The 14,182-nt window shown below is 54.9% G+C and carries 10 protein-coding genes; 4 read left to right on the forward strand and 6 right to left on the reverse strand.

Features of this window, described 5'->3' with window-relative positions:
- From JQC75_RS04935 to JQC75_RS04945, 3 genes are all read right to left on the reverse strand, one after another.
- Entirely contained in the window at positions 1-1,812 is a 1,812-nt protein-coding gene (locus tag JQC75_RS04935; RefSeq protein WP_203326355.1) for a thiamine pyrophosphate-binding protein, read from the reverse strand.
- 197 nt (positions 1,813-2,009) lie between these two features.
- On the reverse strand, positions 2,010-3,674 hold the full coding sequence (gene recN, locus JQC75_RS04940; RefSeq protein ID WP_203326356.1) for a DNA repair protein RecN: 1,665 nt from the start codon (positions 3,672-3,674) through the stop codon (positions 2,010-2,012).
- A gap of 108 nt (positions 3,675-3,782) precedes the next feature.
- Positions 3,783-4,730: an AEC family transporter gene (locus JQC75_RS04945; protein WP_203326357.1), complete on the reverse strand. Its 948-nt coding sequence runs from the start codon at positions 4,728-4,730 to the stop codon at positions 3,783-3,785.
- A gap of 135 nt (positions 4,731-4,865) precedes the next feature.
- Between JQC75_RS04945 and JQC75_RS04950 the strand changes: the two genes are divergently transcribed.
- Positions 4,866-5,768 carry a LysR family transcriptional regulator gene (locus tag JQC75_RS04950; protein WP_203326358.1) on the forward strand — a complete coding sequence of 301 codons (903 nt, stop codon included), beginning with the start codon at positions 4,866-4,868 and terminating at the stop codon, positions 5,766-5,768.
- Here the strand turns inward: JQC75_RS04950 and JQC75_RS04955 are convergent.
- Genes JQC75_RS04955 through barA form a run of 3 tightly spaced genes read right to left on the reverse strand, consistent with a single transcriptional unit; the run spans position 5,765 to position 9,433 of the window.
- The gene (locus tag JQC75_RS04955; protein WP_203327276.1) at positions 5,765-6,007 is read right to left on the reverse strand and encodes a DUF3319 domain-containing protein; all 243 of its coding nucleotides are present in this window, start codon (positions 6,005-6,007) and stop codon (positions 5,765-5,767) included. The genes JQC75_RS04950 and JQC75_RS04955 overlap by 4 nt on opposite strands.
- A 23-nt stretch (positions 6,008-6,030) precedes the next feature.
- On the reverse strand, positions 6,031-6,636 hold the full coding sequence (locus tag JQC75_RS04960) for a YjaG family protein (protein WP_203326359.1): 606 nt from the start codon (positions 6,634-6,636) through the stop codon (positions 6,031-6,033).
- Complete coding sequence (gene barA / locus JQC75_RS04965; RefSeq protein WP_428985247.1) at positions 6,626-9,433, reverse strand: two-component sensor histidine kinase BarA; 2,808 nt, start codon at positions 9,431-9,433, stop codon at positions 6,626-6,628. The genes JQC75_RS04960 and barA overlap by 11 nt, the downstream gene beginning before the upstream one ends.
- Before the next feature lie 112 nt (positions 9,434-9,545).
- On the opposite strand from barA, the gene rlmD reads away from it, so the two are divergent.
- The 3 genes from rlmD (at position 9,546) to mazG (ending at position 14,140) form a co-directional block, all read left to right on the forward strand.
- On the forward strand, positions 9,546-10,877 hold the full coding sequence (rlmD, locus tag JQC75_RS04970; protein ID WP_203326361.1) for a 23S rRNA (uracil(1939)-C(5))-methyltransferase RlmD: 1,332 nt from the start codon (positions 9,546-9,548) through the stop codon (positions 10,875-10,877).
- A gap of 132 nt (positions 10,878-11,009) precedes the next feature.
- A complete protein-coding gene (gene relA, locus JQC75_RS04975; RefSeq protein ID WP_203326362.1) occupies positions 11,010-13,214 on the forward strand; it encodes a GTP diphosphokinase in 2,205 nt (734 codons plus the stop codon).
- Between the two features lie 116 nt (positions 13,215-13,330).
- Positions 13,331-14,140, forward strand: coding sequence for a nucleoside triphosphate pyrophosphohydrolase (gene mazG, locus JQC75_RS04980; protein WP_203326363.1), 810 nt, complete (start codon positions 13,331-13,333; stop codon positions 14,138-14,140).
- Positions 14,141-14,182: the final 42 nt, after the last annotated feature.

The following is a 14,182-nucleotide window of genomic DNA, read 5'->3' on the forward strand; positions in this document are numbered from 1 at the left end:
CTATTGTGGTTGCGGGGGGCGGCTGCTGCAAAGCCTGTCCCAAGCAACCATTGCCTCGGGGCTGCCATTTTTGGCACTGATATAAGTATTCAGTTTGATGGCGATGGGGCTTTGCTGTTCAGGCGCCGTGGAGGTGGGCACTTCTATCAGATGCAATCCGCCCTTAACTCCCTGTTCCAGCGCCGCATACAAACCCGTGACCGATTGGCATAAGTGGTACTGGCCGCCGTAGGCGGCAATCAATTTCGCCACATCAAATCGTTCATCGTTACAGGCGTAAATGGGGGCATCACCACATTTGCCGAGATGGAAAATGTTGTTACGCATGTACAGAATGATGAGGTTGGCGTTCTGCTTTTGCAGATTAATTAGTTCATTCGATTGAAAATTAAAGCCGCCATCTCCAGTTATCAGCAGTATCGGCTGTGGGCTTCCTATGGCATTGAGTTCATCAGCGATGGCTCTGGCGTAGGGCAGGCTGGTACCCATGGCGGCATACCAGGGATTGGCCAGGAAACTTCGGCCAACACTCGAGGCTCTGGCCTCCAGGGCAAACGCGGCGAAGAGTGCATTGCCCACTTCCGGCACCAAAATAAAGTCTTGCCCGTTCCCGCGCTGAAACTGATTAATGGCCCCGGCAAGATTGGCATATCCCACAGATGCGGTTTCTTCGGGTGTGTCAGAAAGAGCGGCATCACGCTGGCCGGCTGGGGACAGATTGCGTACCGGTAAGTTGGCCTTGTCCAGTGCATCCATTACCGCCTGTAAATCCAGCTCCCAGCGGGCGGTCCCTTTCAGCAGGGTCTTGTTCGTGTGCTTGTCGATGGCGTGGGTGCCGCTGCCGAAGGCGTTGTTGGTGTCTGAGTCATAGATGGCAGTACCGAATTCAAGCACATAGTCCGCTTTTTCTTCTATGTAACCTTGCCCGCGGCATTGGCTGAACACGCCATTGTATGCTCCCTGGCATAGGGGATGAGATTCATCGACCATGCCCTTGGCAAACCAACTGGTGGCATAGGGCAGCCCCAGGCGCTGGCAAAAGTGCACAATACGCTGAAGCAAAGCCCCGTTCATTCGCAGGCGCTCCCCCAGGTACACCAGAGGATATTTGGCCCGCACCAAACGACTGCAAATGTCATCGGCGATAAGTCCTGCACCTTCAAGATCCAGTCGGGTCATGGCGTTAAGCTCTGCCAGATTAGCCGGAAGTCGCAGGCTCTGTGTTGGCTGTTTGACCAGATCTCTGGGCACTTCGATATACACGGGTTGGCGGGTTTGAACAGCTTCGCACACCAGCTCAAAAAAACGCGCCGCTGCCACATTGGGTTGCCCCTGATGGCGCTGCCCCTGCAATCGTTCAGCTTTTATCCCCAGCGCTTTGAAGGCGTTGAGCGCCGCATTAAGGTCGGTATGCCAACCCGAGGCGGGATGGACCATGTGGTGCAGGGCATGGCCGTGTATTTCCTGCTCTCCTGGGGCACCGGATAAGAAAATCACCGGCAAGCCTTCGGTGCGGGCAAGGGCGGCGGCGCTGACACAGGGTAGGCTCCCCACGGTATAGGTAGTAAGGCAGGCGCCAAGGCCGGTTAGCTCTGCCTGTGCACAGGCGCTGAATCCGGCGTGCATTTCGTTGCTGGAGGGTAATACCTGTAAAGGGCCATCAAGGGCGTTGATAAGGTTAGCCACAAAATCGCCCCCGACACCGTAGAGCCGTTTCAAGCCAAAAAAGCCCAGGATGTCGCAAAGGCTTTGGCCCAGACTGGGGAGCTGCTCACTGTAAGCCGAGCCGAGATTTTGAGAGATAGAAGTCATAAGTTATCCGCCGCAACGGGGCAAAGGCGTTGCCCCACAAATGCCCGAAGCTTAAGACTGACACGGCCTGCGGATGTTGATGTGGATCATGTGTGACCCATCTGCCCGGATAACGTGCTGTCATCCGGGCGTGACACTATGGTGAGATTGAAGGTTATCTTATTGATTATTTATAGCTATTTCTTGGAAAGTCTGGCTTACGTTCCTTGCAGCAGCTCGCGGGCATTGGCGAGGGTATTTTCGGTAATGGTGTCACCGCCCAACAAACGGGCCAGTTCCTGTATCCGGGCCTCTTTGTCCAGCGGCTTCATCGAGGTTTCGGTTTGGCCACCCTTACTGGATTTGTTCACAAACATATGTTGGTGGCCATTACCGGCAACCTGGGGCAAGTGGGTGACACAAAACACCTGCGTCGCTTCACCGAGGGAGCGGAGCATACGGCCAACCACGGCTGCGGTGGGGCCCGAGATACCCACATCCACTTCGTCAAAAATCAGTGTGGGGGTCGAGACCTTTTTCGCGGTAATCACCTGAATGCCCAGTCCAATGCGGCTCAGTTCACCGCCCGAGGCAACCTTGGCCAATGGCGACAGGGGCTGACCGGGGTTGGTGGTCACCAAAAACTCCACACTGTCACTGCCGTTTGCACTCATTACCTTGTCGTTAAAGTTCACTTCAATGGTGAACTTCCCCTTGGGCATATTGAGTTCCTGAATGGAGGCGGTGACCTGTTTATCCAGCTCTTTGGCATAGCGAAGACGGCTTTGGCTGAGCTTCTGCGCATGATTGAAATAGGCTTCTCTGCTGGTTTGTACCTGCTGTTTAAGCTCATCCAGCTGGGCTTCATCGGAGTCCAATCCGGCAAGCTCCCTGGCAAGCTCTTGATGATGTGCAGCCAGTTTGTTGGCGGCGACATGGTGTTTTCGAGCCAGGGTCATGGCTTTGGAGAGTCGTTCCTCGAGGGCGGCAAAATGCTCGGGATCCAGCTCAAGGTTGGACAGATAGCGGCCAAGCTCACTGCTGCTTTCCTGCACCTGAATAAGGGCGTCATTGAGCATGTTCCCGATGGGGGCCAGGGTAGGGTCAAGCGACTCCAGGGTTGCGGCGAGGGATAAGGCTCGGTTGAGTAGCGACTCAATATTGCCTTCGTCGGATTCGCTGAGCAGCGATAAGGTGTGCTGGCAGTCTTCAATCAGGGCGGTGCCGTTGGCAAGGCGTTTGTGCTCAGCCTCGATTTGTTCGAACTCCCCTTCAGCGAGCGCAAATTCATCCAGTTCTTCAACCTGATATTGCAGCAGCTGTTTGCGGGAGATTCGTTCCTGCTGGCTTTGTTCAAGCTGTCTTAATTCAGCTTCGACCTGACGGCAGCGCTGGTAGGCGCTGGCCACAGACTCCTGCAGCATGCGGTGATTGGCGTAGCTGTCCAGCAGTGACAGCTGGTGTTCGTTTTTTAAGAGTGCATGGTGTGCGTGTTGGCCGTGTACTCCTACCAGGTATTGCCCAAGGGATTTGAGCTGCGACAGGGGCACAGGGTTGCCATTGATGTAGGCCCGTGAACGGCCATCAGAAGTGATGGTTCGCCTGAGAATACATTCGTCGTCCAGCTCAAGATCGTTGTCCTCCAGCCAGCGCCGAGCCAGGGGCACATCATCCAGAGAGAAGCGGGCGCTGACCTCGGTTTTGCTGGCACCGGGACGCACGGCGGCTGCATCGGCGCGATTACCCAGGCACAACCCCAGGGCATCGATGGCGATAGACTTACCGGCACCGGTTTCGCCGGTAATACTGGTCATACCCGGACGGAAGTCCAATTCCAGAAAGCGAACAATGGCAAAGTTATTGATGCTGAGCTGACAAAGCATGACGGCAATCCTGTGTGATTAGTCATCAAAGTACTGTATTGATAAACAGTATATACTGATTTTTTGTACAGTAAATCGTCCCAGGGGCCCGGCGTAAAAATTTTTTGGCTACCGGCTTACCCAGTTTAATCCCATCGTCAGTAGCGGCAATGTGAACAGTGTCAGCAGGGTGCCTGCCACTATGCCCCGGGCGATTTGCTTTTCCAGGGTTTTATCCTGATAGGCCAGCAGGTAAACGCTGGCGGCCGTGGGCATGGCGGCAAGAAGTACCCCCATCGCGGTCAGTTGTGGGCCAACGCCTATCAAGGCGAAGAGCAGCCATACCAGAAACGGCTGCAATGCCAGTTTAGCCAGATTCACATGCCAGAAGGGCACGCCCGTCTCAGGGTGTTCAGGCTCTCGCATGGAGCGGGCCAGTGCTATGCCAATGGCAAAGAGTGCGCAGGGGCTGGAGCTTTTACCTATCCATGTCACAAGGGAATCCAGTATCGGAGGCAGTGAAAACTGCATTGCCGAGGCCAATACCCCGAGCGCACAGCCGATGACCACAGGATTCCTGCTCACCACCCGCAGCGCAAGGCTTATACGAGCCACGCCGGTCAGCGGTTGGGTCGCGAGTCTTAATTGCACCACGGTAACGGCAAACATCAAGACTGATAAAAGGCTTGCCAGCGCGGCAGCCATCAGCGCCCGCGGATTATCCGGAAACAGCATCGCCAGCACAGGAATGCCGATAAAGGCTGTGTTGCCGAAGGTTGCCGAGAGGGCGCGTAAGCTCGCCGGACGGGTTTGTCCCTGCTCATGTTTCAGTGACCACAGCTGCACCAATACATAGGTCACCACCATGGCAAGCAGATAACCCAGCACAAATCTGGCATTGAGAATTTCTTCAATGGGAGTGTCGGCCAGGCTCACATAAAGGATGGCCGGAAATGCCAGGTAGTACACGTATTGATTGAGAAAACGTTCGAGCCAAGAGGGAAGGAGCCTCGAACTGGCCGCGCCCGCAATCATCACGGCAACAACAGCGAGCAGCGGAATGATGAGGTTGAACATGAAAGATGATGCCTCGGCAGATCACAATTTCCCCGTATTGCTGGGGGCATGGCAGGCAAATTAGCATATCATGATGCGAGCTGACCATTGGTCCTTGGTCGCAGGCATATCCATGATTAACGACAGGAAACGGGCATGAGAGAGCATCCGGGCAGCGAACTTGAACTGATTTACCTCTTTGTGCAGTTGGTGGATGCGGGCAGCCTTTCTGCGGTGGCAGACCGATTGTCCATGCCCGTGGCAACCGTCAGTCGCAAACTGTCCCGCCTGGAAGAAAACCGCGGCCGTCAGCTATTGATGCGAAGCACCCGCAAAATTCGCCTTACCGAAGAAGGTATGGCGCTTTACGAGCGCTACAAATCCCTTGTGAGTGCTGTGGATGCCCTTTACGGTGATGGCGAAGACCCGCTCGAAGGCACGCTGCGTATTGCTGCCCCCATCTCCATCATCTCGATGATTTTTATGAAGACCATCAACGAGTTTCGTCGCGAATATCCCGGGATCAGGCTGCATATCACCCAAAAAAATGAGGTGGTCGACCTTATAGACAAGGGCATAGATATCGCCATCGTGGGCGGTATTCAGCCGGATTCGTCCTGGATTGCGGTGCCGCTTGGGACACTTGATTACCGCCTGGTGGCATCGCCGGGGTATCTGCAGCGCCGGGGCATGCCCGGGCACCCAAGTAACCTCGCAGCCCACGATATTATTAAGGTTTGGCCCTTATATAATTGGTCGCTGAGGCATCCTCAGGGCGAGGCCTTCTATTATGACGGCCCCGCAAGCCTGACGCTGACCGACTTACAGGGAGCAATCAGTGCCTGTGTCGATGATGGTGGCATTTTGTATGGGCCGGAGCTCTTCTTTAAGCAGGAGCTGCAACGCGGCCTGCTGTTGCCTGTTTTGCCACAGTGGCGGGGAGAAACGCGGCGGATTTCGATTTTGTGTCACCAACGGCAGCAACAACCCGCCAAGGTGAAGGCCTTTATCGATTTTATGAAGGCGCGGGCGCCGGGGTTATTTGCCATGGACGCTTAACCCAACTGCTTTTTACGTCCTTTGGGGGCATGGCCGGGTTTGCGCTTGGGGGCGGTGGCAGGGGGAGCCGGATAGTCCTTCACCGGAGGAAGGACGCCCAGCTCCTGATAAAACGCCACCTGGCGACGAAGTTCAAACAAAGAGCCGATGCGTACTTCATCGGCTATGGTTAGACGCCAGCTGTCGGTTTTTCCTTCGAGGTTGGTGAGTATAAAACCATGATATAGCAAGGTTCTCACGCGTTATCCCCCGAATATCCGTTTCAGGCTTCCTGCAGGCTGATACCAATATTGGACACGCCGCTGGACACCAGTTCTTTGCGCAGAGCCTTGATAAAATCCGCCGACATATCCGGATTGTCTTCAATCAGCTCCAATAAGGAGCCTTGCAGTTCACGCTCAGCAACCATGGCTTCGTGGGCAAAGACAAAGTCATCCAGCGCCTCGTCTTCCAATTCGACGTCACTGATGGCTTCAATGTAGTTGGCCACGGTGGCGGAAGACAGCTTACTGATATTGGTGATGTCTTCTTCGATTTTGCTCTCGATGCCGCTCAGCAGGCTTATCAGGGCGACTACGGCATCCATGGCAGGGTACACGCCGTAAACGTCAAAGTTTTCCGGCTCCGGGATCACCTCTTCGAGTCTGTTGGTGTGCAGCTCCAGGTTTAATTTGAGCTTTCTGTCGTAAAGCGACTGCCACAGCAGGTTCAATACGGTGTCCAGCACCTTGGGGTCGCCAAATTCGCAGACTTCGGAAAACAGCTGATAGTTGGGATACATGCGCTGGCACAGGGCAACGGCAAATAATTGCTTTTGCAGCAAAGACAGCGCTTTGAGACGCTTGAAAAATCCGGGTTTAGAACTCATTGGGTACTTCCGCTGACATCTGGGAAATGACTTGGGTTGCCGCCGATTCTACCTTAGTCAGCTCATCAAGTAACTCAAGGATTTCCGGTTCAACATCTGCCACCTCGGCGCCCCGCTTAAGCGCGGACTCGATTTGCTGACAGAGTTTTTGGGTGGTGGGCACGCCGCAGTAGCAACTGGCCCCGTGGAGTTTGTGCACCGTATACAGCATAGACTCATTGTCGCTGCGGGCCATGGCAAGCTCGATATCGTTTACCGTGCCGGGCAGGGATTCCAGCATCATCTTCAACATGTCGATGGCCAGATCTTCTTTGTGATTGGCCTGGCTCAGACACAGTTCCCAGTTGAGGGTGTTGCTGTCGAAATGGGTAAACTTGGGCCGGGTGAGCCAGCGCGAAATCACCCCCTTAAGGGCGGCTTCATCGATGGGCTTGGGCAGATAACCGTCCATGCCGCTTGCCTGAATCCGCTCACGTTCTTCGTTAATGGCATGGGCTGTGACTGCGATAATTGGCGTGTTGCGGTTCAGCGAGTCCTGACGAATGAGGCGGGTTGCGGTCACCCCGTCCGTTCCCGGCATCTGAATATCCATGAATATCAGGTCAAATGAGCGACTCTTGGCCAGGGCTACTGCCTGATCGCCACTGCTGACTGCCACCACGTTGGCCACCAACTCCTTGAGCAGGGTGTCGATAAGCTTGAGGTTGGCCAGGTTATCGTCCACCGCCAATACATTGAGGGGATGGCGGGTGCTGGGTTTGCTCGGCAGCGCAGGTTTGGGCGGTGTGTTTTTCTTCACCGGCGGGAAAATCAGGTTTTGCGCCAGTTTCAGCTCACTCACCGGCAGCTGCAACACCAGATCCACGAAGGGTTCTATCTCCTGGGTGTACACCTCAGGGTCGAGACAATCGTTGAGCAGCAGCAGAGACCCGGTATGGTCTTTCACCCGCGACAGGTGCCGCTGCAAATCCTCGCATGACTCACAGCTTTGGCCAGACAAGAGGATGGCGTCGTAATGCCTGTCATCCAGATGCCGCTCAAGCTCGTCTTCATCACACGCCAGAGTGACCATCATGTGCCAGTCTTTGAGCTTACGGGCAATGGACTCGCGGGTGAGCTTGCGGGGCTCAAACAAGAGCACCGAGTGGCCAATGAGTTTTTCCAGGGGCAGGGTATCGTGTACCGGGAAGGGGCTTAGCTGCAAAGGCACGGTAAACCAGAAGCTGGAGCCTTTTCCAACCTCGGAATGAAAGCCTATGCGGCCGCCCATCATCTGCACCACCAAACGTTTGGTGATAACCAGCCCAAGACCCGTACCGCCGTAGCGGCGGGAAATGGAGGAGTCGGCCTGACCAAAGGCCTGGAACAAGAGTTCCTGCTGCTCGGGGTCAATGCCTATGCCTGTGTCAGTCACTTCACAGCGCAGGGTCAGATTGTTGTCTTCCAGGCTGGCAAGACTGATTTTCAGATGAACACTGCCTTGCTCGGTAAATTTGATGGCATTGCCCAGGAGGTTGGTCATCACCTGCCCCAGGCGCATCACATCGCCGCTCAGGTTTTCCGGCACGTTGGCATCCACATCCACCACAAACTCGAGCCCTTTGGCGTGGGCGCTGCCTGCCAGCAGGTTGATGGTGTCCTCCAGTGAGGCGCGCAGGCCAAAGGGCATGGTTTCGAGCACCATCTTGTTGGCTTCAAGTTTGGAGAAGTCGAGGATGTCGTTGATTATCTGGAGCAAACTGGTGGCACTGCGCTCGATGGTTTTGATGTATTCCATTTGGCTGGAATGCAGCGGGGTTTTCAGCAGCTGTCGGGCAAAACCAATCACCCCGTTAAGGGGCGTTCTGAGTTCGTGGGACATGTTGGCCAAAAACTCAGACTTGATGCGGCTTGCTTCCTGGGCGTCTTTCTTGGCGCGATCCAGTGCTATGTTTTGGATTTCAATCTGCTCCAGGGTTTCACGAAGATCGGATGTAGCCTGGTCGATGTTTTGCTGCATCTCATCATGGTATTCCGACAAGGACGCCGCCATGGCGTTAATACCCCGATTGAGCAGGTCCAGCTCACCGATGAGATTGCCTTCAAGCCGTGCATCCAGCTTGCCCTCACGAATTTTGCCCACCAGTTTCACCATGTCGGTGATGGGCTGGGTCACGTTTTTCACCAGGCGGAAGGTAAACAGCAGGTTTAACTGCACGCCAATCAGCACAATGATAAAGGCGGCCACGGCGGCCCTGTGCTGCTCAAGCAGCGCCTTTTCCTTGTTCAGCATCATGGAGACATAGCCAAGCAGCGCGGCATTGGAGTTATCCGGCATCACCACGGCTTCACTGAAGCGGCCATTGCCTTCATCGCTGCTGTCACCCATGGGTTGCTTGTTGCTGATGGCAAAGATGGGGGTGCGAACAATCAGGGTGTCGCCCTCATGCTCGAATTGGGTTTCTTTCAGGGTTTCCAGCGCTTCTTTGTAGCGCATCACCTCAAAGTCTTTGTGATAGTGGGAGGTGACAAATAGCTGGTTGTTAATGTCAAAAATGGCGATGGATTTGACCAGTGTCGATTTGTTCAGCTGGGCACGTGCCAGCAGGATTTTGGTGATTTCGCGGTTGTTGGTCGAGAGGCTCTGCTCGGCAGAAATGGCCAGAGGTTCTATGATGTTACTGCCCATTTCCTTGAGCGTGTCTTCAAGATCATAGAAGCGGTTTATGGTAAAGTAACTGCCCAAAAGGATACCAACGAGGATAGTGGGCGCGAGCGCCAACACCAATACCCAGGACCGCAGACTGTATTTTGTCATGTTGTGCGCGGTATTCATGTGCTGGGTTGTCCCTGATTTCCTTTGAGTTTGAATGTACTAAGACTGCCAGAAAGCCGGCTGTCTTAACAGATTTTTCTTGTGTGAGGCCACAATGGCGCAGTTTTTCAAAGCGAAACCCAATCAAGCGAAAAAGCTCTCCCAAAAGATAGCACTCAAGGTGCAAAGACTCGATCATTTGGGTGCCGGCATTGCCGAACATCAGGGTAAGGTCGTGTTTATTCCCGGCGGCCTGCCGGGCGAAAGCGTCGAAGTGCAGCTCACTGAGCAAAAGAAAAACTATGCCCATGCTAAATTGCTGCGGGTATCCGAGGCGAGCCCCGACCGGCAAACACCGCCTTGCCCGTGGTATGGCAAATGCGGTGGCTGCGACTTACAGCATCTGTCGCTGCCACGTCAGCGTGAATACAAGCGCCAGGCATTGGGGGATATTGTCAGCCGCGCGGTAGCCCAGCCAGTGACTGTGAACTGCGATGATCTGAGCGGTGACAGCTGGCATTACCGTCGCCGGGCCAGGTTGGCCACACTGCTGGATAAAGACACCAACAAGCTCGCGCTGGGCTTTCGCGAAGAGGGCAGTAAATCGGTAGTGGGTATCGACAGCTGCGCTGTGCTCGCCAAGCTCCTCTCTGACCTTATATCGCCTTTTGCCACTCTCCTTAACCGTCTCAAGGGCAAGCAGCGGTTGGGGCATCTTGAGCTGACGGAGGCTACCAACGGGCTGTTTGCCGTGCTGAGGGTTACGGCTCCATTGGCCCAGAGCGATAAAAAACTGCTTTCGGCCTTCGCCGATGAGCGGCAAATTGCCTTCTTGCTGCAGGGCAATGAAGGGGAGCTTGAGTTTCTCTCCAGCGGCCATGAGTTGCCTTATTACCAATTGGATGGGCTTAAGCTTGCTTTCGCCCCGGGCAACTTTATTCAGGTCAATGGCGAGGTTAACCAGGCGATGGTCGCACAGGCTATGAACTGGCTCGACGTGCAGGCCGGTGAGCGCGTGCTCGACCTCTTTTGCGGCGTGGGGAACTTCAGTTTGCCACTTGCACAGCAGGGCGCTGAGGTGATTGGCGTTGAAGGTGTGCCGGAAATGGTGGAGCAGGCGAAGAAAAACGCCGCCACCAATGGCCTGGATAACCTCAGTTTTTACTGCGCCGACCTCAGTGAGGATTTGGCCGCGGAACCCTGGCTTGGCAAAATCGATAAGCTGCTGCTGGATCCTGCCCGCGCTGGTGCATACGAGAGCCTGAAGTGGCTTAAAAAGATGAAGCCCGCCAGAGTGCTTTATGTTTCCTGTAACCCGGCGAGTCTTGCCCGTGATTCTGTGCTGCTGTTTGAGGCCGGATATCAGCTCACCCGCCTTGGTCTGGTGGACATGTTCCCCCAGACCCATCACAGCGAAGGTATGGCACTGTTCGAATTGGTCAATTAACGAATGAATTTTGCTGGATGTAGCAAAATTAATGGACAATCGGCTCGCTTGGGTTTGACAAGCGCGCGCCAATCCTGAAGATAAAGTCTTTAACTTGTTTGGCCCAGAGTGGGAAAAGGGATCCTTAAGCCTATGGTGTCTGTCCGCGAAGCACATTTCAACGATGTCGATTTCAATCTGGAAGACTGGGTGGTTCGTTATGTGGACGACGCCGAGGACGCCCGGGTGCTGCTTGAACTGCTGCGTACCGTTCAGGCGATGCCGGTAAAGGACGCCAAGGCCCACGATGACCTGATGTCCCGCGCCAGAGAGATGATTGAAATTCTGGCGCCACTGAATATGGATCTGGAAACTCTGCAGGCGGCGGTGCTGTTTTCGGTGCAGGAAGCGGGGCTCTTGCCTCAGGAAAAACTCATCGAAAAGTTTGGTGACAAGCTGGGCAATCTGGTGGCCAGTGTAGTCACCATGAATGCCATCGGCAGCCTGAAACTGAGTGAACAGTCGCGCTCGGCCGAAATGCAAATCGACAACATCCGTAAGATGCTGCTGGCCATGGTGGAAGATGTGCGCGCCGTGGTGATTAAGCTTGCCGAGCGGGTGTGTTTGCTACGGGCAGTAAAAAATGCCGACGAAGAAACCCGTGTGCTGCTGGCCCGTGAAATCGCCGATATTTATGCGCCATTGGCAAACCGTTTGGGCATAGGTCAGCTCAAGTGGGAGCTTGAAGACATCTCCTTCCGCTATTTGCATCCAGAAACCTACAAAGAAATCGCCAAGCAGCTCGACGGTAAACGCATCGACCGCGAAACCTACATAGAGCAGTTTGTGAATGACCTGCAGGCCAAGCTCGACGAAGAGCATATTCGCGCCAAGGTCTATGGCCGCCCCAAACACATCTACTCCATCTGGCGCAAGATGAAGGGCAAACACCTCAAGTTTGATGAGCTGTTTGATGTGCGCGCCGTGCGTATCGTCACCGACCGTTTACAGGACTGCTACGGCGCCCTGGGTGTGGTGCACACCCTCTATCATCATATTCCCCGGGAATTTGACGACTATGTCGCCAACCCCAAACCCAACGGCTATCAATCTATCCACACAGTAGTGGTGGGGCCCGAGGGCAAAACCGTTGAAATTCAAATTCGTACCGAAGCCATGCATCAGGACGCCGAGCTTGGTGTCGCCGCCCACTGGAAATACAAAGAGGGTCATGCCGGCAAGCAGAGCGGTTACGAAGAGAAAATCAATTGGCTGCGTAAAATTCTGCAGTGGCAGGAAGACGTGGTGGAAAGCGGTAACCTGGTGGAAGAAATTCGCAGCCAGGTGTTCGAGGACAGGGTGTATGTATTCACCCCGTCCGGTGAGGTGGTGGACCTGCCCGCCGGTAGTACCGTGCTCGACTTTGCCTATTACATCCACTCTCAGGTGGGACACAAGTGTATTGGCGCCAAGGTGGATGGCCGCATAGTGCCCTTCACCTATCAGGTGGAAACCGGTGAGCGGATTGAAATCATCACCTCCAAGCACCCCAATCCCAAACGGGACTGGCTCAATCCAAACCTGGGCTACATCAAAACCTCCCGCGCCCGCAGCAAAATCCAGCATTGGTTCAAGCAGCAGGACAGAGACAAAAACCTGGTTGCCGGCCGTGAGATGCTGGAGGTCGAACTTGGCCGTGTGGGCCTGACGTTAAAAGACGCAGCCAGCGCCATAGAACGCTTTAACATGACCAACATGGACGACCTGCTCGCGGCCATAGGTGGTGGTGATGTACGCCTCAATCAGGTGGTGAACCACATCCAGAGCCGGATGCGGGTGCATGAGATTTCTGACGAAGAGGCGGTGGATGAGCTGGTCAAGAAAGGCCACCACAAACCCATTGCCAAGACCCGGGATCAGATTGAAGTCAATGGCGTGGGTAATCTCTTAAGCCATATTGCCCAGTGCTGTCGCCCGGTGCCCGGTGATGAAATTTTTGGTTTTATCACCAAGGGCCGCGGTATTTCGGTGCACCGCGCCGACTGTGAGCAGGTAAAAGAGTTGATGCGCGCCCATCCCGAGCGGGTGGTGGACGTGGTCTGGGGAGAAAACTACTCAGGTGGCTACAAAATTCGCCTGCGGGTACTCGCCAACGACAGAACCGGTTTACTGCGGGATTTAACCTCTGTGCTGGCGGCCGAGAAATCCAACGTGCTGGCCATGAGCAGCTCTTCGGATATCAAAAACCAGACCGCCGCCATTGAGCTTGAGCTCGAGCTTTACAACGTGGACGGCCTCTCCAGGGTACTGTCCAAGCTCGGTCAGGTCGATGGCGTGATAGAGGCGAGACGCCTTTAACGCAAATACACCCCTCTGGTAAACACAGGCTGCGATGCAGCCTTTGTTTTTAAGCCGCTTTTTTAAACAGCGCCGGCAAATTGTAAGAATCAACAGCAAAGCAAAAAGGAAAGCACATGGGCGCAGAATTCAATGCCGATATCAATCCGCTGCTGGCCATCATGGCCAAACTGCGCGACCCGGAGCATGGTTGTCCCTGGGATAAGGCGCAGCGCTTCGAGACCATAGTGCCCTTCACCCTGGAAGAGGCCTACGAAGTGGCCGACACCATAGAGCGCATGGATTTGGAGGAGCTGCCGGATGAACTGGGTGACCTCCTGTTTCAGGTGGTGTTTTACTGCCAGCTTGGCAAGGAGCAGGGCCTGTTTGATTTCGATGAAGTGGTCAGACGTATCTGCGCCAAGCTCACCTCCCGCCACCCACATGTGTTTGGCGATATCGAGGTCAGTTCCAGTCAAGAGGTCAAAGACAACTGGGAAGCCATCAAGGTCGCGGAGCGCAAGGCTAAAGACAAGCACTCGGTGCTCGATGATGTGCCGGTTGGGCTGCCAGCCTTAAGCCGCGCCGCCAAAATCCAGAAGCGGGTTGCCCGGGTGGGCTTTGACTGGGGCGAGCTGCCGCCGGTGGTGGCCAAGGTGGAAGAAGAAATTGCCGAGGTACTGGCCGAAGTGCAGGTGGATAAACCCGACCCTGAGCGGGTTGCCAGCGAGATGGGAGACCTCTTGTTTGCGGTGGTGAACATGGCGCGCCATCTCGGCGTTGAGCCCGAACAGGCACTGCGCCAGGCGAATCAAAAGTTTGAGCGGCGTTTTCGCGGCGTGGAGGACCTTGCATCCCAGGACGGCAAACAATTGACTGATTATTCCCTTGCCGAGCTCGATGGCTTCTGGGATCAGGTAAAAGAGCAGGAAAAATCTCCCCGTTGAGGTTTGTCGAAAGCACAGGGCTTTGATATACTGTCGCCCCGT

It is taken from the genome of Shewanella litorisediminis (genome assembly GCF_016834455.1).
GTDB classification, from domain to species: Bacteria; Pseudomonadota; Gammaproteobacteria; order Enterobacterales; family Shewanellaceae; genus Shewanella; species Shewanella litorisediminis.